Source organism: Streptomyces phyllanthi, assembly GCF_009377205.1.
GTDB lineage: Bacteria > Actinomycetota > Actinomycetes > Streptomycetales > Streptomycetaceae > Streptomyces > Streptomyces phyllanthi.
The window spans coordinates 1-16,990 of record NZ_VJZE01000054.1 but is presented as its reverse complement, the minus strand read 5'-3'; the positions used below and the strand labels follow the sequence as shown (position 1 = coordinate 16,990).

The 16,990-nt window shown below is 68.2% G+C and carries 17 protein-coding genes and 1 pseudogene; 8 read left to right on the top strand and 10 right to left on the bottom strand.

The annotated features are described in order from the left end of the window. Positions 1 to 10 precede the first annotated feature (10 nt). Positions 11 to 307: a hypothetical protein gene (locus FNH04_RS11135; RefSeq protein WP_152782988.1), complete on the bottom strand. Its 297-nt coding sequence runs from the start codon at positions 305 to 307 to the stop codon at positions 11 to 13. Positions 308 to 694: 387 nt separating this feature from the next. Here FNH04_RS11135 and FNH04_RS47500 point away from each other — a divergent pair, with 387 nt between their 5' ends. After that, positions 695 to 2,314: a hypothetical protein gene (locus FNH04_RS47500; protein WP_228031283.1), complete on the top strand. Its 1,620-nt coding sequence runs from the start codon at positions 695 to 697 to the stop codon at positions 2,312 to 2,314. Positions 2,315 to 2,505: 191 nt separating this feature from the next. Next, complete coding sequence (locus tag FNH04_RS11125) at positions 2,506 to 3,270, top strand: ribosome-inactivating family protein (RefSeq protein WP_152782986.1); 765 nt, start codon at positions 2,506 to 2,508, stop codon at positions 3,268 to 3,270. 275 nt (positions 3,271 to 3,545) lie between these two features. Here FNH04_RS11125 and FNH04_RS11120 read toward each other — a convergent pair whose 3' ends face one another. After that, a complete protein-coding gene (locus tag FNH04_RS11120; RefSeq protein WP_152782984.1) occupies positions 3,546 to 4,013 on the bottom strand; it encodes an HIT family protein in 468 nt (155 codons plus the stop codon). Between the two features lie 163 nt (positions 4,014 to 4,176). On the opposite strand from FNH04_RS11120, the gene FNH04_RS11115 reads away from it, so the two are divergent. Together FNH04_RS11115 and FNH04_RS11110 are read left to right on the top strand one after the other, a co-directional pair. Next, a complete protein-coding gene (locus tag FNH04_RS11115; RefSeq protein WP_152782982.1) occupies positions 4,177 to 4,467 on the top strand; it encodes a zinc-ribbon domain-containing protein in 291 nt (96 codons plus the stop codon). Positions 4,468 to 4,899: 432 nt separating this feature from the next. After that, complete coding sequence (locus FNH04_RS11110; RefSeq protein WP_152782980.1) at positions 4,900 to 5,769, top strand: nitroreductase/quinone reductase family protein; 870 nt, start codon at positions 4,900 to 4,902, stop codon at positions 5,767 to 5,769. Between the two features lie 195 nt (positions 5,770 to 5,964). On the opposite strand, the pseudogene FNH04_RS11105 reads toward FNH04_RS11110, so the two are convergent. The 3 genes and pseudogenes from FNH04_RS11105 to FNH04_RS11095 all read right to left on the bottom strand — a co-directional run. Further along, a pseudogene (locus FNH04_RS11105) lies at positions 5,965 to 6,155 on the bottom strand (AAA family ATPase); the annotation flags it as partial. Between the two features lie 62 nt (positions 6,156 to 6,217). Then, positions 6,218 to 8,458, bottom strand: coding sequence for an aminoglycoside phosphotransferase family protein (locus FNH04_RS11100; RefSeq protein WP_322722911.1), 2,241 nt, complete (start codon positions 8,456 to 8,458; stop codon positions 6,218 to 6,220). Positions 8,459 to 8,543: 85 nt separating this feature from the next. Further along, positions 8,544 to 9,602 carry a phosphotransferase gene (locus FNH04_RS11095; RefSeq protein WP_228031282.1) on the bottom strand — a complete coding sequence of 353 codons (1,059 nt, stop codon included), beginning with the start codon at positions 9,600 to 9,602 and terminating at the stop codon, positions 8,544 to 8,546. Positions 9,603 to 9,844: 242 nt separating this feature from the next. Here FNH04_RS11095 and FNH04_RS11090 point away from each other — a divergent pair, with 242 nt between their 5' ends. Continuing rightward, positions 9,845 to 10,624, top strand: a complete 780-nt coding sequence (locus FNH04_RS11090) for an HAD family hydrolase (RefSeq protein WP_152782976.1) — start codon at positions 9,845 to 9,847, stop codon at positions 10,622 to 10,624. On the opposite strand, the gene FNH04_RS11085 is transcribed toward FNH04_RS11090, so the two are convergent. Next, positions 10,605 to 11,462, bottom strand: coding sequence for a GntR family transcriptional regulator (locus tag FNH04_RS11085; RefSeq protein WP_322722910.1), 858 nt, complete (start codon positions 11,460 to 11,462; stop codon positions 10,605 to 10,607). The two genes, FNH04_RS11090 and FNH04_RS11085, sit on opposite strands and share 20 nt — an antisense overlap. 170 nt (positions 11,463 to 11,632) lie before the next feature. Between FNH04_RS11085 and FNH04_RS11080 the strand changes: the two genes are divergently transcribed. Beyond that, positions 11,633 to 11,815: a hypothetical protein gene (locus FNH04_RS11080; protein ID WP_152782973.1), complete on the top strand. Its 183-nt coding sequence runs from the start codon at positions 11,633 to 11,635 to the stop codon at positions 11,813 to 11,815. Here FNH04_RS11080 and FNH04_RS11075 read toward each other — a convergent pair. Further along, the gene (locus FNH04_RS11075) at positions 11,806 to 12,519 is read right to left on the bottom strand and encodes an HAD family hydrolase (protein ID WP_322722909.1); all 714 of its coding nucleotides are present in this window, start codon (positions 12,517 to 12,519) and stop codon (positions 11,806 to 11,808) included. The two genes, FNH04_RS11080 and FNH04_RS11075, sit on opposite strands and share 10 nt — an antisense overlap. 29 nt (positions 12,520 to 12,548) lie before the next feature. Next, on the bottom strand, positions 12,549 to 13,403 hold the full coding sequence (locus tag FNH04_RS11070) for a GntR family transcriptional regulator (RefSeq protein ID WP_322722908.1): 855 nt from the start codon (positions 13,401 to 13,403) through the stop codon (positions 12,549 to 12,551). A gap of 263 nt (positions 13,404 to 13,666) precedes the next feature. Between FNH04_RS11070 and FNH04_RS11065 the strand changes: the two genes are divergently transcribed. Further along, the gene (locus tag FNH04_RS11065; protein ID WP_152782967.1) at positions 13,667 to 13,855 is read left to right on the top strand and encodes a hypothetical protein; all 189 of its coding nucleotides are present in this window, start codon (positions 13,667 to 13,669) and stop codon (positions 13,853 to 13,855) included. A 107-nt stretch (positions 13,856 to 13,962) separates the two neighbouring features. Here the strand turns inward: FNH04_RS11065 and FNH04_RS11060 are convergent, their stop codons facing one another. After that, entirely contained in the window at positions 13,963 to 14,871 is a 909-nt protein-coding gene (locus FNH04_RS11060; protein ID WP_152782964.1) for a winged helix-turn-helix domain-containing protein, read from the bottom strand. Between the two features lie 232 nt (positions 14,872 to 15,103). On the opposite strand from FNH04_RS11060, the gene FNH04_RS11055 reads away from it, so the two are divergent. Further along, the gene (locus FNH04_RS11055) at positions 15,104 to 15,289 is read left to right on the top strand and encodes a hypothetical protein (RefSeq protein ID WP_152782961.1); all 186 of its coding nucleotides are present in this window, start codon (positions 15,104 to 15,106) and stop codon (positions 15,287 to 15,289) included. Between the two features lie 339 nt (positions 15,290 to 15,628). Here the strand turns inward: FNH04_RS11055 and FNH04_RS11050 are convergent, their stop codons facing one another. Next, on the bottom strand, positions 15,629 to 16,885 hold the full coding sequence (locus FNH04_RS11050) for a GNAT family N-acetyltransferase (RefSeq protein WP_152782958.1): 1,257 nt from the start codon (positions 16,883 to 16,885) through the stop codon (positions 15,629 to 15,631). Between the last annotated feature and the right edge of the window lie 105 nt (positions 16,886 to 16,990).

The following is a 16,990-nucleotide window of genomic DNA, read 5'->3' as shown; positions in this document are numbered from 1 at the left end:
TCTCCGTGGATCATGAAAGTGGCCGGGTCGGCATTTTCCAGTTCGCCCAGTACCACTTGCCCTTCACCGTGCCGTCCGAGTTCATCACCGGCGTGTTGATCCGGACGCCCGTGGAGCCCTTGCCGGGGTAGTGCCAGAAGTAGTGGCCGTGCTTGCGCTTGCCGTAGTGGACCTCGATCCAGCCCTGGGACTTGCGCCGGTACGGCGCGAACCAGTACCCGCCCGCCTCACCTTCCTCGATGCTTCCACTGAACGTGGTGGTGGCGCCGGCGGTCCTGCCCACCTCCCGCCTCTCGGTCTGCGACATGCCGTGGAGAGGGGACCATCGCGAGGGACAGGGCCGATGTGAGCACGGCCGTTCGGCGGCGGCCGGTCTTCCGGATCTTCATGGACAGGTCTCATTGCCGGGTCCGGTGTCGTACGGCCTTGGCCTTCGGCGCCGTCCCAGAGCGTGAGGCGATGGCGGACGCCTGGTCGCCCGGAGCCGAGAACAGTACGCGGGCGCCAGGCAAGCCCTCTCGAGGGGCGTCCCGGTAGAGGGAAGGCGGCAGAAGCCTCTGACGCCGGTCAGTCCGCAACCGCCCACCGGATTGTCTGACCTGGCAAAAGGGGCGTGCCAAACAACATTCCGGTTGCGAGCGTCGGGTGCAGCAAGGCCGGATCCCGGCACCCTGAGTCACCCGGAGAAGAGCACTTGTCTTCCACCGACGCGATGACGCTCCCCGAATCGGAAGCGCCTCAACAGCCGCCGCCGCGACGCCGCACCCGCAAGATCACCGTCGGCTCGGTCGTCTCCACCCTGGCGCTGTCGGTCCTCGCCAGTCTGCTCGGCCCGCTGGGCGTCCGGCAGAGCGCGAGCGCGGCTGCGCCGAACGAGGCCAGCAGAGCCCGCTGGAAGGTGGCTGGGCCGGGTCGGATGAACGCGGATCGCACAGCGGCCTCGGCACAGCGGATGCTGTGGATCGTGGCCGCCGGGTTCTGTCTGCTGTCGGCCGTCCTCGTACCGCTCACACTGCCACTCGGCTGGGACGAGATCGTGTACGCCAGCCGCTTCGGATCGTACGGTCCCGCGACCCCGTTCAGCGCCCCGCGTACCCGCGGGGTCCCCCTGCTGCTTGCTCCGATCGCCTCCTGGAGCGACTCGACGGTGCTGCTCAGGGTGTGGCTGCTCCTGCTGGCCGGCGGTGCGCTCTGGCTGGGATTCCGGCCCTGGCTGCGGATCCTGCGCCGCCCGGCGGCGGTGTGGGTGGCGGCCGGGCTGTACGGCAGCCTGTGGATCACTCTGTTCTACGCCGGTTCCGCGATGCCGAACCACTACACCGCGATGGGTGCCACCGCCGCGGTGGGCTGTTTCCTCGCGCCACGTCCCCGGTACGCGGGTGTCGCGGCAGGCCTGGCGGTGGTGACCCTGATGCGGCCCAACGACGGTGTGGCCGTCGCCGCGCCACTGCTCCTGGCCGCCGTACTGATGCCCGTACTGCGCGGCCACGGCCGCCTGAGGGGGCGTCTGTCGGCCGTGGCGGCCGGACTCGTGGCGGGTGCGCTGCCCTGGGTCGTCGAGGCCGAGGTGCGGTTCGGCGGGGTGCGGAACCGGCTCGCGGAGGCCGACGAGGTCCAGGGCGGCCTGCGGGCCGTCTTCTCCCTGCGCGCCCATCTCACCGCGCTGGACGGCCCGCTGCTGTGCCGTCCCTGTACGGGCGACAGCGTACGGCTGCACGTGACGGAGTGGTGGGTGCTGCTGCCGCTGCTGGTCGGCCTGGGGCTGTGGGCGGAGCGCCGGGTGCGCCGGTCCGCTGCACCGCTGTGGCTGTCGGTGGCGGTGGCGGTGGCCACGGCGGCGCCGTATCTCTTTCTCGTCCCCTACGCCGCGGCGCGGTTCCTGCTGCCGGCCTACGCCCTGCTGGCGCTCCCTGCCGCTGTCGGGCTCCTCGCCGTCGTCCACCGGGCCCGCACCCGCCGTTCGCTGCCGACAGCCGCGGTGCTCGCCCTGGCACTCCTCGGGCACTGGGGCATCCAGGCCGATCTCGTCCACACTCATGCGGGCATCCAGCAGCGGGCCCGCGGAGACTGGGACCGGATCGTCTCCGTGCTGCGCGAGCACGGGGTGCACCCGCCGTGTGTCCTCGCGGGGAACGCTTCGACGATTCCCATCGCCCACACCGCGGGCTGCGCTGTCACGGAGACGGATCCCCCGGCGCACGCCAGTGCGGTGGTCCTTCGCGAGCGGAGGCCACCGCACTGGGCGCGCGACTGGCAACGTATTCCGGTGCCGGACACCTACAACCCCGGATGGACCGTCGTCGTGCGTCCATGACGGCCGGCTGTGCGCCTCAGGGCCGGTAGGGCGATGTAGAGGCGTGAAGCGACGACAACCTTGCATGGACACCTAATGTGGAACTCGATCCTCCGGAATTGTATGCGGCGGCGAAAGGGGCCTGCCAGACAACCTCCCGGCTGTGAACGTCGGTCGTGACATCGCTGCACGTCGAACAACCGGAGCACACCATGCCCACCAGCGTCCTCATCGCGGTCGCCTTGTCCGTCCTTCTCGGAGTCCTGGTGATCATGCTGGGGTCCGGGGGCACCGACACTTCCGCCTCGACGGCGGCGGACCATATGACGATCGACGCCGAGACCGTCGCCGGCATGGAACACGTCGACTTCCCACAGGTCCGCTGGAACATCAACCGCGGCTCGGGCGCCTATCTGACAATGCTCGACCAGCTGCGGAACCTCGCCGAGACCTCGGCCAACGGCCGCGTCATACCCAACGTCGACACCGGGGTGAACGTCGCCATCACCGACGACACGGAGACCCGGAGTTTCGCCGACATTGTGATCAGCAGCGGCAACTCCACCCCCACGGTGCATGCGCTCGTACGGCTCAGCGACTTCTACGTCGTGCGGTTCTTCTCCAGCGACACCCCGCACGACTTCGTCCTGAACCTCGCCTCCGACGTCCCCCACAAGGGGGACGCCACCGACGACAACTGGTTCCTCGGCAAGGAGGGCTACGACGCCCTCGCCCGCGTCGCGAACCAGTCGCTGACCGCCGTCGACCTGAGCGTGTTCAGCCTTGAGAACAGCCTCAGGGACCTCGGCATCCGCGGCACCGACCGCACCGCCCAGGCGCGCGGCATGCTGCGCTACATCATCGCCATCACCGAGGCCTCCCGGTTCCGCCCCATCGCCCACCGCATCGCGAACGGCATGGACGACGGGTCCAACGTCTTCGTCACCGCGCAGCAGGTCGGCCTGATGCGTAACTAGACCGGCATCAGCCATGTCTTCATCGGCCGCACCAACCGCAACCGACCTCTCCGCAGGCACCAGCGTCGCCGGCACACCCTCACGGACGTCCGCGTCGCCGCGGACCTGCTCGCGGTCGCTCTCAACGACGGCCCCGAACCCAACAAGAAGGACGAGCTGTGAGCGCGGCAGCGGCCTGATCCAGCACGGGCCGCCCCCGGCGGGACGCTCCGCCCTCGCACCTCGTTGCGGCCGTGGCGTGACGAGTCACGGCGCCCCACGGCTCGGGCTCCGGTTCACGGAGTGTTCGGACCCCCCTGGAGCCGGGCTCGGAGGGCGTGGGCCATGTCGTCCGCCCGGGCGGTCGTCACCCGCTCCCCCTCCGGGCGCTGTATCAGCCCGAAGACGCCCGGCCCACGGTGTTCGGGCGGCAGGTCCGCCCCGCGCGGCACGATGTGGAAGTGCACATGGGCGAAGCCCTCCCGTTCGGCGAACTGCACGACGTAGGTCTTGAGGCAACCGGTCACACCGCGCAGCGCCCGGGAGAGCCTGACCTGCCACGCCCCCAGGACGGCGGCCTCGGCGTCGGTGAGGTCGTGGACCGCCGCGACATGGCGTCGGGGCAGCAGCACCAGCCAGCCCGGCACCGCGGTGTCGAGAGCGTGGGCCACCCGCCAGTGCTCGTCGAACACGATGCGCTCGCGTGGTGGCAGTTCGTCGAACCGGGCTTCCTGGCCGCACGTATAGCAGTCGGGCGTCGTCATGTGCCGAGATCGTAGAACCGTCTTGCCGTGGACGAACACAGGCGGACATCGCCCCGCCCACCACGGATGGCGTCGGCATGCACGAGACTGTGCTCCGTGACCACGCCTCGCAGCTCGTATCGGGACTGTGTCGGCAGGCACTGACCCGGGAAGGATCAACAGCATGATCATCTTTGGCACCAAGGGATACCTGTACCAGCTCGCCATACTGACGCTCGTGTGCGGCCACTGCGGCAACCCTTCCGCGCACACACTCAGGAAGCGCGTCACGAAGTTCACACTGTTCTTCGTGCCGCTGTTCCCCTTCTCGACCAAGTACGCGACCCAGTGCACGTTCTGCGGCGCGGAGCAGAAGGTCGCCAAGGAGCAGGCGGAGCAGCTGCAGGCCCAGGCCGCGAGCGGCCACAGCGGTCAGCCGCACGGTCAGACGCAGCAGCAGCCGTACCAGTCCTGAAGACCGAAGCAGGTTCGGCGAAAGACAGATCTCCGGCTGAAACAAGTCGGCCATAAATACGGCATTGCCCCGGCCCGGCTGTGGGATTACGGTTACTCCCATGACTGCCGGGTCGGCCTTGCGCCGTGAACGAGTTGGTTGCCCGGCCTCCGAGTGAGGTCGGTGCGGGCCAGGGGCCCGCCGTTTTCTCTTCTCCGGGTTCCACGTGACGCTTCCGTGTGCCCGTACGGCCGGACACCGTCCCTCTGCCTGGCATCCACATCAGCGCACCCTGCACTCACCAGGCTGTTCACCCTGCCTGAGTACGTGAGCGCGCACTTTTCCCGTACCCGTACCGCGGGCGTCTCCTCACCCGTGCCGCGGTAATTCTCCCTGCCCGAAAACGGAAATCGCCATGCCCGAAAACGGCATCCCACTCACAGAAAGCAGCGAATGCCCAACCACTTCAACGAGCAGATCATCGAGGAATTCCGCGCCAACCACGGCCGGGTCGGCGGCTATTTCGAGGGCGCCCGGCTCATCCTGCTGACCACCAGCGGGGCCCGCTCGGGCACCCCGCACACCACCCCCCTCGGCTTCCTCCACGACGGCGACGGCCGGATCCTGGTCATCGCCTCGGCGGGCGGTTCCCCCCGCCACCCCGACTGGTTCCACAACGTGCTCGCCCACCCCCGCGTCACCGTGGAGAGCGGTGCGTTCACCTACGACGCCGAGGCCGTCGTCCTGACCGGCCAGGAGCGTGACCAGGCCTTCGCGCGGGCGGTGGCGGGCGATCCGGGGTGGGCCGAGTACCAGGCGAAGACGGATCGCGTCATCCCCGTGGTGGCCCTCAAGGAGATCGCCCGGGGTGGCCCGCCGAACATCAACGCGGGCTCCATGGGCGAGGCCGTGAAGGTCGTGCATGACGCGTTCCGGCGCGAACTCGCACTCATCAGGGAGGAGTTGCGCGCGAGAGCGGAGGACGGGCGTCCCGGCACCACCCTCGGCGCGCAGCTCCGTATCAACTGCCTCACCCTCTGCCAGGGGCTGCACAACCACCACATCGGCGAGGACACGGCCATGTTCCCGTTCCTCGCCGACCGCCACCCCGAGCTGGCCCCGGCCCTCGACCGCCTGCGCCACGAACACGAACGGATCGCCGCGCTCCTGGAGGACCTCCGCCGGGTCGTCACCGACGAGGCGCGGGACGCCGGCCCCGGTCATGTACTGGCCGAGGTGGAGCGCCTGACCGCCGAGCTCGAAGCGCATCTGGCGTACGAGGAGGAGCAGTTGATCCCGGCCCTGGACGCCGTCACGGTCTGAGCACGGACGTACGGCCTGTGCCGGTGAGCAGCGGACGAGCCCCCTGGGGGGAGGGAGTCGGGCTCGTACAGCACGCCGCTCACCGGCACGTCCGATCACGGTAGCCACAGAAACGATCACCATGGTGCGCACACGGTCGTGACTCGGTCGCCTTCGCGTAACACCGGGTTCAGGGACATGCGGTGGACCGCCGGTTCACCAGGGCAGCGGACGCTCGTGCCCCACGTCCAGCCGGGACACGGCCCGCGTCAGCACGGCATACAGCCGGTGCGGCCCCGCTCCTCCGCGGTGGCCGCCGGCTCCACGGCCACCACATGGTCGTACTCGAGCCCCTTGACCGCCCCGGCCTCCGGCACCGTGACCCGCGCGCCGGGTCCGTCGGGCCCGGGCCGCTTCTTGCGCTCCCGCAGGCCGATCTCGCTCATGGGCTGAGGGTACGCATCGGTGGTCACCGCCGGAGGAGACCCGCGAGGCCCCGGACGAGCACGTGCATACCGACCTCCCCGTACGGCAGTGCCCGCAGCAGCAGAGGGGCACCTCCTTGCGGCCGCCTCCGCAGGCCGAGCGCGATTTTGGCCCTCCTCAGCGTCGTGGCGTACGAGTCGACAGCCACGCTGACATTGGGCGCGTCGAGGCTCACGCGGGTGACCAGGCGGTCCAGGTCGACGTAAGCGGATCTCACGACCTCCAGCCGCCGGTAGACGCCTCGGTCGTGCTGCCAGCCCCGGGTGTGCTTCTCGGGCAGGATCCGAGCCCAGTGGCGGAACATCCGCTCGCGGGCCTTCCACGGAGTCCGCGCGAGATGCATGTGCCGCACCAGGTCGTACAAGGGGTCGCCCACCATGGCTCGTTCCCAGTCGACCAGCGCCAGTGACCGCTTGTCCTCGCGGCGCACGAGGTTCCACGGGTTCAGGTCGCCGTGCAGGAGGGCGGGGGCCCGCGGGGTCACCCGATGCCGGTGCAGGATCGTCCACAGTTCGTCCTCACCGGGCAGCCCCAGCTCCTGGGCCAGTTGCATGGATACGGAAGGCAGCTTGGACACCAGGTCCACCAGCTGCTCGCTCAGCCAGGTGTAGAAGTCGTCCTCTCCGGCCGCCGGACTCAGCAAGCTGTGGTCGACCTGCGTCAACGCGCGCAGCTGTTCGACGAGCGCGTCAGCCTCTGCCGGGCTCAGTCCGTGCACCGGGTGTTGGGGGGGACGGTGGTCGGTGGCCGGGCCGACATAGGTGTGAATCGCGAAGTACCCGTCCCTGTCATTCCCTCCTCGCGCCAGTACCTCGGGCACCGACACCCCGGTCTCCGCGCGCTCGATGGTCTCCAGCACCACGTGTTCCGCGTGCAGTCCGGGCTCGCGTACGGGTGCGTCGAGCATCCTTCGCCGCACTACGACCCTGTCGTCCCTGCCGGCCACGCGCACCACCGAGTTGCGGTGAGCGGTGCCCTTGAGCACCCAGTAGTCGGGGGTGGTTCTCTCCGCGGCCAGGGCCTCTTCCACCTGGGACTGAGTAAGGGCAGCGCCCTTCCTCGTCTCCCGGACCGCGTTCCGGGCCACCACTGCAAGAGAACGGGACTTCACATGCCGTCCGCCGCGTTCCTCGCTCCACCGCACCAGGGCGCGCTCGATCTCGGCCCGGTTCGGCACCCGGCCAAGGCCGAGGGGCCCAGCGGCGGCCTCCAGCGCTTGACCAGCCATTTTCGTCGCCCGGTCCAGGTTCTCCTGGTCGAAGAGACTGCCCAGCGACTGGGCGGCGCGGATCACGTCCGGGAAGACGGACTGGGCACGCTCGAAGTCGATGTAGTGGCGCAGGTCCTTGTCGAGCCCGCTGACGGTGCGGCGACTGACGCGGCGGAAGGCGTGTTTCCAGGCCGCGATCACCTGTCTCTGCTGAGTCTGCGGGTATCTCATCCTGACCAGGTGGACCGCGAGGTCGTGCAGCGGGTCCCCGTAGGTGGCCAGTTCCCAGTCGACGCAGATGAGGGGCGGTTCACCGGAGTAGGTGAGGATCACGTTGTCCCGGTGGAGGTCGGCGTGGAGCAGGCCGTACGGGCGCCGGGTCATGACGGGGACGCGATCCACGTACCGGGTCATGGCGCTTCTGGAGATGTCCAGAGCTGTGAACAGCTCTCCGTACTCCGGCCAGTTGGGCTCACAGACCTGCTGGTCCACCTCCTCAGCCAGCGTCTGCAGAAAGCCCTGGCTGTCTCCGTCGTCCGGCCAGTGAGAGGGCAACGGCGGGAGCGTCGCTCTCGGCACCTGCGACATCCGGGCCATGAGTTTGACGAACACTTTGACGAGGGACCGGTCCACGGCCCGGCCGTTCGGGGAGACGGTGGAGAGCGGCACACCCTCCACATAGCTGTGCACCGCCACTCCGTTGACCCTGGCCAGGCACTGCGGCACCTCCGGCATGACCTTGCCGACGGCGCCGAGGATCTCCCATTCGTTCTGCCACGTACGGATGACCACTGGCAGGGTCTGCAGCCTGCGGGCCCGGACGGTCACGAGCGTTCCCGTATCCCGTCCCACCTGCTGTGCCATGGGAGCGTCCAGCTCCACCAGGAAGTTCTGGTTGTGATAGCCGTGGCTCATCTGCCCTTCGCGCATGGCCCGGTACACGAAGCCACCGCTGACGTCCCCCGGCTCGGCGTCTTCTCGCGCATCGCGATCGGCGGTGGGGACTGAGGGCACGGACTGCTCCTGGGCAGATGGTGAAGGCAGAAGGAATACCACGAACTCACATCTGTCGCCACCATCCCACACGCCACTTCCGGGGCTACATTTGGGCACCCGTTCGAGTGTGGAACCACCTCTTCAGCGCCGCTTCCACCTCCAACAGCCCAGGCATCGACTCGACGCCCAGCGGCCGGGCCCCCGCGCTCAGGACGTCCCACACCTTCCAGCTCGCGCCGCGGAGCCGCCCGCGCTCCATCCTCGGCCCCGTGCCCAGGGACTGCGTGGTTCGGATGACGTCCGTGAACACGGACTGGGCCCTCTTGTAGTCGAGCAGCCTGGCCAGGTCCTCCCGCCAACCGCGTGAGCTGCCCGGCCTGATCTCCTCGACGATCTGACACCACCGCCGGGTCATCCACCGTTCCTGGTCCACCGGGTACCGCATCAGATAGAGGTGGGTGGCCAGGTCGTAGAGCGGGTCGCCGAGCATCGCCAGTTCCCAGTCGATCGCCCAGAGACGGCCGTCGGGGTCGACGATCAGGTTCTCGCGGTGCAGGTCGGCGTGGAGGAGGCAGAACGGCCGGTCCCGCAGTCCGGCCACATGCTTCCTCAGGCGCTTGAAGGAGTCGCCGTCCAGCCCCAGGTCCCCGAACAGCGTCTCGTACTCCGCTGAGTTCCTCACGTACACCTGTTCCTCGGTGAAGCTGATCAGTCTGTCGAGGAAGCCCGCGCTGTCGCCCTCCGGTGCCCGGTCCCTCGACTCGCACCTGCGCTTCACCAGCAGGGTGTCGGGGGCCACGGCCACTGTCTGGCGGAACAGCCCCAGGATCTGCTCGAAAAGGCCCATGGGGACCGGAGCGCCGGACGGGTGGAGCGACCCCAGAGTGCCGCCCTCGATGAACCGCTGCAGGCGTATGCCACTCACCTGGATGACCTCGGGGACGTTACCGATGCGCTCCTGCAGCTCGGAGAGCAGGTGCTCCTCCGAGTCGAAGCAGCGCCGGTCGAACCACAACAGGTTCTCGCGGGGCTCACGGCACTTCCACCGGCCCCCTTCCCCTGCCTGCGCCTCTGCCCGCGCCTCCTTCGTCAACGGGAACACATACGTCTCGTGGTGGTAGCCGCTGAGCGGTCCCTCGACTGCGTTCGGGTCGGCGCTCATCCCACCGGCACGCTGCCGGGCCGAAGAAACCGATTCAGGTGGCATTGACCGTTCTCTCGCTCAGGTCACACCAGTGGTGCGGAAGTGAAGGCACGTTACTCCTTCGCAGTCGAGTGTCACCCCAGAAGCGGCTCATTCGCTCGCTCCGGTCCACTGACCGGACAGTCACCCGTATGGCGCCGTGTGCTTCGCTGTCGCTCCGGTACTCGGGACAACGCGTGTGCGTGGGCCACACTGCTGGCATGGCAGTGACGAGACCCACGAGCGACGGAGCCGACGACGCCGCCGCGTTACGGGAGCTTCTCAGCGAGACGCAAGCCGTCCTGTTCGACTTCGACGGGCCTGTCTGCGACCTCTTCGGGGGCGTGCCGACCTCCCACATAGCCCGGGAGATCAAGGACATGGCGCGAGAGGAATGGGGCGCTCTCGACCAGGAAGTGGAGGACTGCGACGACTCCCACGGCGTCCTTCGGCACCTGAGGGACATGGTCGACCGCAGGGAGGCGGATTCCCTGGACCGTGCACCACTGGAGAAGGCGGACGGCATACTCACCCGCCACGAGTACGCCGCTGTGAGATCCGCCCGCCTCACTCCCCACCTCGACACCCTGCTGGACGCTCTGCGCGATCTCGGCAAACGTCTGGTGGTCGTGAGCAACAACGCCGAGGGGCCCGTGCGGGACTACCTCGGACGCCAGGGCATCGAGGCGAGGTTCGAGGCCGTCTGCGGCCGCGATCCGTATGAGCCGCGCCTCATGAAACCCGATCCGTACCTGGTGATGCTCGCCCTGGAGGGCCTGGGCGGAGTGGATCCGGCACGCGCCCTCATGATCGGCGACCAGGTCACCGACCTCAAGGCGGCCCGAGCGGCCGGCGTCAGGTTCCTCGGCTACACGGGCGACGCGAACCGGGCCCAGGAGATGCGAGAGATGCGACTGAGGGACGCGGACCCCGTGGTCCGCTCACACGCTCCGGTGATCGCCGCCTGTGCGCTGCTGTCCGTCAGCTGCCCTCGACCGTGAGACGGTCCCAGACGGAGTCGAACCAGCGCTGCATGCTCTCGACGAAGGCCGGTTCCTGGGATTCGGGATCGGTGTCCTTGGTGTGGTGGGTCAGCGTGGCTCCGAAGCCCAGGACGTCGTTCGCCTCGATCTCCTCGCCGCCGTCCAGCGGAATGGTGCGTTCGATCACCTCATAGGGGGCGAAGAGAGCCTCGGTGCCGTTGAGCAAGTAGAGCTTGAAGAGGGGTACCAAAGGGGCGTAGCGGATCTTCACCTCGGTGGTGACAAGGTCATCGCGCTCCAGTTCCTGCAGAGTTCTCCGCAGAGCCGAGGTGTGCGACTCGGTGATCACCCGCAAGCGATCCTGCAGTCGCGGGTCGGCCGGGTCCCCCTTGGTCCTGGGATACGGCAAGAAGACTTCCTCTGAGGGCAGCACCATACGCAGGGCTATGCGCTCGGGTGCGATCTCCCCCGCACGGATCCTTTCCGCCTGCACAACGACATGCGCGCTCAGCGACTCCGACGTCAGCGTGTAGACGTCCAGGTTCACTTGAGGCCGCTCGAAAGCGGCAGCGAAGAACACTCGGAGCGACGACGCACGCCCTTGCCGCGGGGCCGACGCCCCCAGAAGGACCCGCGACCCGCTCCCCTGCCGAGACTCGATCACCCCGTCCTCGACCAGCCTCTTCAAGGCTCGCTGCACCGTGTCCCGGGCAACCCCGAACTCCTTGGCCAGCTCCCGCTGCGGCGGCAGGAAGGCGCCGACCGGGTAGGTGCCGTCGGCGATCTGAGCCCGTAGCGCCGTCAGGACACGCTCGGACCCCCTGCTGCCACCTTCACCCGTCTGCCCCTCACCCACACCTCGACCGTACCGCTTCCGGCCGACGAGCAAACCAGTTCCGGTCAAGCGAGCGGACCAATTGGACCGGCAGTTAAGGGATCTAGCCGACCGGGAACAACCAAAGCAAGTCAACCAGGCCAATTGGAAGGCTAGTTGACCGATTACCGGAAACCGGACGGGGTGGGCAGATGTTCTTGCAGGAAGTGGTCGGGGCGGGAGTCCGTCTCGGCGTCAACCAACTGGTACAGGCGGAACTGGGGTTGCTGGGAGTGATGCTCCTGGCGCTGGTGACCGCGGGCATACGGACACGGCACCTCCCCCTGACGGGGTGGGCGCTCTTCTTCTTCGTGCTGCTGATGGTTCAGGCCTGATCCCACAGGTGGTCCAGCACAGGCTTCAGCGAGCCCACGATGCACCACTCCGCGGCGCCCGCGTCGACCAGCTCCTTGAGCTTGCGCTCGTTGCGGGCGAAGCCCAGGAACGGGATGCCCGCCTCCCTGGCCGCCAGATAGTCGGGCGGGGAGTCCCCGACCATGAGTGAGGTGGAGGGATCGGCGCCCATCGCGTTGAGCGCGTGGTGCAGCCAGTGCGGGTCCGGCTTCATCCAGTGGAGGTTCTGCGTACGGCCGTAGACGTACGGGCCGAAGCACTCGGTCAGGCCCCGGCTGCTCAGGTAACGGGTGGCCGCGCGCGGTGAGTTGTTCGTCGTGACGGCGAGCCGGGCCCCGACGGCGTTCCAGGTCCGGATGAGCGCGTCGGCGTACTCCGTGGGCCAGGCGGTGGGGACCGCCTTCAGCTCCTGCTCCGTGAGCCACTTCTCCAGCCCCACCACGAGGTCGCTGCCCGGGTGCCGTCTGTTCACCGCGTGCAGGGGTACGTGGGGATCCAGAGCGGTCCGCTCCTCCTCCGTCAGCAGCCCCTTCAGTCCGTGGCTGTCCAGCCACTTGACCAGTTCCTCGGCTATCAGCGTCGCCGAGTACCCCGCGAACAGGCGGCAGATGGGGCCGTCGAAGTCGAAGAGCACGTAACGAGCGCGGGTGATCAGTTCTCGCAGGTTCTCTGTCTCAGCTGTCACCAGCTCAGTCTGCGCTGTATCAGGAGTCACTAGGAGAGTGTCAGGTCCGACGTGATGGTTTCCCAGAGGGCGTTGAACCACTTCTGGGACTCGTTCACGAACGCGGCGTCCTTCTCGCCGGACTTCTTCTCGAAGGAGAAGAGGAGCGCCTTGGAGCCCAGGGCGTCGTACATCTCCAGGGTCTGGCTCTCCACCTCCTCCTCCCGCCTGGTCAGCATGTAGTACGCGATCAGCGCCTCCGCGCCGTTGAGCAGGTACAGCTTCACCGGAGGGGTGAAGGGCAGGGCGCGGAAGGACACATGGACGTCGATGCCGTGGGAGGAGCGCAGGGAGAGCAGGTTGTGGCGGAGGACATGGCCCTGGGCGTTGCGCTGCTCGAGCCAGCGCTTGTGGACCGGGGCCTCGTCCTCGCTGCGGTCCCCCACCGGCCGTGGGAACGCCAGATTGATCTCGCGGGAGGGGAGGAGGATACGGACATCGATCGACTTCGGGCGGATCCTGCCCTCGTGGATCAGGCGGACCGGTTCTCCCAGCGCCAGCATCAGGGTCTCCGCCGTCAGGCAGGCCGCGTCGACGCGGACGTGGGGCGCGGAGAACGCCTCCGTCAGCCGCGGCGCCAGGCCCACCATCGTCGGCTGGGGCTCGTCGTGGGTGGAGACCGGTTCCGCGATGCGGGGTGGGCTGCCCTTGCTCACGTTGCTGAGCAGGCCGTCGTCCTGGAGGGCACGCAGGGCCTGGCGGACCGTGCCGCGCTCCACGCCGAACTCCTCGGCGAGTTCGGCCTGGGTCGGCAGGCGGTCTCCGGCCTTGAGGGCGCCGGCGCGGATGCGGTCCCGCAGGGCGTCGGCGATCTCCTGGGGCGAGCGCTTTCTACTGCCGTTCACTGCAACGTTCTCCTCGGTCACTACCAAAACGTATAACTTCCATCCATCTTTGGGGAGTTGTTTTGAAGTTGTTTGCGAGTACCGACCAAGTGGGCATAACTTACATCAAGTTGGTTGCCAACTTGGATAAGTTGGCGGAAGGTTTGCCTCCTCTCGCAGCCCCTTGGCAAGTGGTGGCCCGCAGCAAGTGCGCAAACAACGCCCATGGTCACACCCCTTCCCCTGTCGAACGCCCCATCGAACGCACCGAAGGAGGAACACCCATGCCCGCCCTCACCCTCCTCGCCGCCGTCTTCGTCGTCGGCCTCGAGCAGCTCCTCCAGTGGCGCTACGGCCCCACAGGCATCGTCGGCCTCCTGCTCCTCACCATCGGAATCAAGGCGAACAGCCCCTGGTGCAGCTCCATCGGAGCCGTCGTCCTGGCTCTGATGGTCTCCGGGCCGGCCCTGTGAGCCCAGCGGCACGAGCGGCGCGGTTCCTCACCGCGCGGGTACGACCACGGCACGGCACCGCGCGGGTCGGACCACAGCACGGCCGAAAGAACACCTTCGGGAGATGATCAGCTCGTGAGCACCAGCTCCGAGCTGATCGTCTCCCACAGTGCGTTGAACCACAGGTGCGACTGCTTCACGAAGGCCGCGTCCCGCAGGCCGGCGTCCCGCTCGAAGCCGAACAGCATCGACTGGGTGCCCTGGGCGTCGTACATCTCCAGCTGTTCGCTGTCGACCTCCGCCTCCCGGCGTTGCAGGGTGTAGTACGCGAAGAGCGCTTCCGAGCCGTTGAGCAGGTACAGCTTCACCGGAGGGGTGAAGGGCAGGGCGCGGAAGGACACACGGACGTCGATACCGTGCGTGATGCGGAGCCCGTTGAGATTGTGCTGCAGGACCTGACCCTGCGCGTTGCGCTGGGCGAGCCACTGGCGCCGCAGACGGTCGTCGGACGAGTCGTCCACCGGGGCCGGGAAGGCGAGGTCGATGTCGCGGCTGGGCAGCAGCACGCGGACATCGACTCTGGCCGGATTTATGCGCCCCGCATGAATCTCGCGCAACGGCTCACTCATGGCGAGTGTCAGCGAGACCGAGGTGAGGCACAGGGCGTCGATCTCGACGTGCTCGGCGGCGAAGGCGGCCGAGATACGGGGCGCGAGCGCCACTGTCGTGGGCTGGGGAGGCGCCTCGGGGCCCGCGAGGGCCTTACCTGGGATCGGCGCCACAGTGGCCGGACTGCCCTTGGAAACGTTGGTGAGCAGATGCTCCGACTGCAGGATGCGCAGCGCCTGGCGCACAGCTCCCCGCTCCACGCCGAACTCGTCGGCCAGCTTGGCCTGGGTGGGCATGCGCTGCCCCGGCCTCAGCACCCCGGACCTGATCCGGCTGCGGAGTTCGTCGGCCACCTCTCGGTGTGACCGCTGTGGCCGTTGTGACCTGTTCCGCCCTTTGACGGCGGCATGTTCCCCGTCCACAACCAAACACTACAACTTCTCGCCATCTTTGGGCAGTTCATGGGAAGGTGGTTATGAGACGACTCCAAGCGGAGATAAGTACGGTGGAGTTGGTCGCCAACTTAGGCAACATGGTTCAACTTAACGGGGGGTTGGTCACCACAGGTCACCACGGATCGCTGAGGGTGACTCCGTCGACCAGGTGGACGCCGGCCGTCTCCGTCCCGAAGGAGGGACTGTTCCAGAAGGAGGGACCGTCATGCCGCTCATCGCCATCGTCGTAGCCGCCCTCGTCGTGGGCATCGAGCAGCTCATCGAGTGGAAGTACGGCCCGATGGGCATCATCGGCGTCCTCGCGCTCACCGTCGGACTCAAGGCCAGGAACAGCCTGGTCAGCGGTATCGGAGCCGTCATGCTCGTGATGCTGCTCGCCCCGTCCGGCTGAGCGACCCGACAAGTCCGGCTGGCCGGGCTCCCTTCCGGAGGGGAGCCGGGAGCCCGGCCAGTCAGCGCAGCCACAACCGAAGAGCACAGCCACAACTGAAGAGCACGGTCACAACCGAACAGCGCAGCCACAACCGAAGAGCACCGTCACAACCGAACAGCACAGCCACAACCGAAGAGCACCGTCACAACCGAACAGCACAGCCACAACTGAACAGCACGGTCACAACCCAAGAGCACAGCCACAACCGAACAACAACTCCATACGGGGAGCCACCACAACTGAACAGCTACGGATACCAGCAGTACCCGCACAGCACCCGCACGGAAGGAGTACCGCTCAGAAGACGTCCGGGCACCACGGTCGCCGGGACGTACGCAGCAGGGCGTCGACAACGGAGGCGGCGCCCTTCCGCTGCTCCCTCACACGGCCGAGCGCGGCGAGTCGGACCGCCGACTCGTCGCCCAGCCAGAGGGCACCCAACTCGCTCACTCCCAGGACGACTTCGGCGTCCTGACGCGTCGGCCGGCAGGAGGCACCCTCCGGGCCGGCCTCCAGCCGGTAACGGCCACTGGCGAACCCTCCGTCATCGACGACCTCGAGGACGAGCGTCCCGGTCCCCGCGTACGTACGCGCCTCCAGTGCCCGTACGACGTCCAGGACCCGCACCCACAGCCAGTCCACCTGCCTGGTGAGGCGGGCGGCGCGCGGGTCGGGCAGGAAAAGCGGCAACAGGTCGTCCGGGGCCCGCTGGCCCGACTTGACCTTGGTGACCCAGTCGATCGAGCACAGGTAGAACCACAGGGCACGCTCGGCGGCCGGGGTCAGCGCGATCAGCCAGTTCACCGTCGCCGTGTTGTCCGGCCGCCCGTCGCACCAGTTGTCGTCCGCCTTGTACGAGACGATGCCCTCGACCTCGCCGGCCGCAGAGCGGTACACGGCGTAGAAGGGTTCCGTCCAGGTGCCGCGGTCCAGTCGCAGGGCACCCGTGGCGGTCTGCCACCAGCGGTCGTCGCGGTCGACCACACCGGGCTGGGTACGGCGCAGCCGCTCGTGCAGTCCGGGGCCGAGCACGCGTACGTCCGCGCCGTCCACGAGGTCGACACGGCCGCCGTCGTCCGGGCCCGACCAGCGCGGGTCCAGACCGGCGCGCGGTATGTCGACGGTCCACTCGGCGGACCGGGTGGCGGGGCCGAAGCCGTAGCGGCCGTAGATCGGGTACTCGGCCGCGATGAGCGTCGCGACGACGTCGCCGCGCTCCTTCGCCGCCGTCAGGTCGCGGGTCATCATGCGGGTGAGGAGGCCGCGGCGCCGGTGGGTGGGGGTGACGGAGACGTTCGTGACGGCGTCGGCGGGCACCGGGGTGCCGCCCACAGCCGTGATCTCCTGGGCGAAGGACCGGAAGGTGGCCACACAGCGGTCCCCGTCGAAGGCGCCCAGCGTCCGCTCCGGCACGAGGTACGACCCGCGGTCCGCGAGCTCGCGCTCCGAGACCTCAGGAGCGAGCAGGAAGCCGGTGTTGAGCGCGCGGATCCATTCGGGGAGATCGTCCTTGGTGACGGGGCGTACGTCGATGGCGTCGTGAGAGCGGCTCATGAGGGCACGGTAGGTGTACGACCCCGGGGGTGTCGCGCGTATTTCCCCCGGCAGAGCCCCGGCAGGCCCCCGGCAGAGCCCCGACAGGGCCCCGGGGGGAGAGAC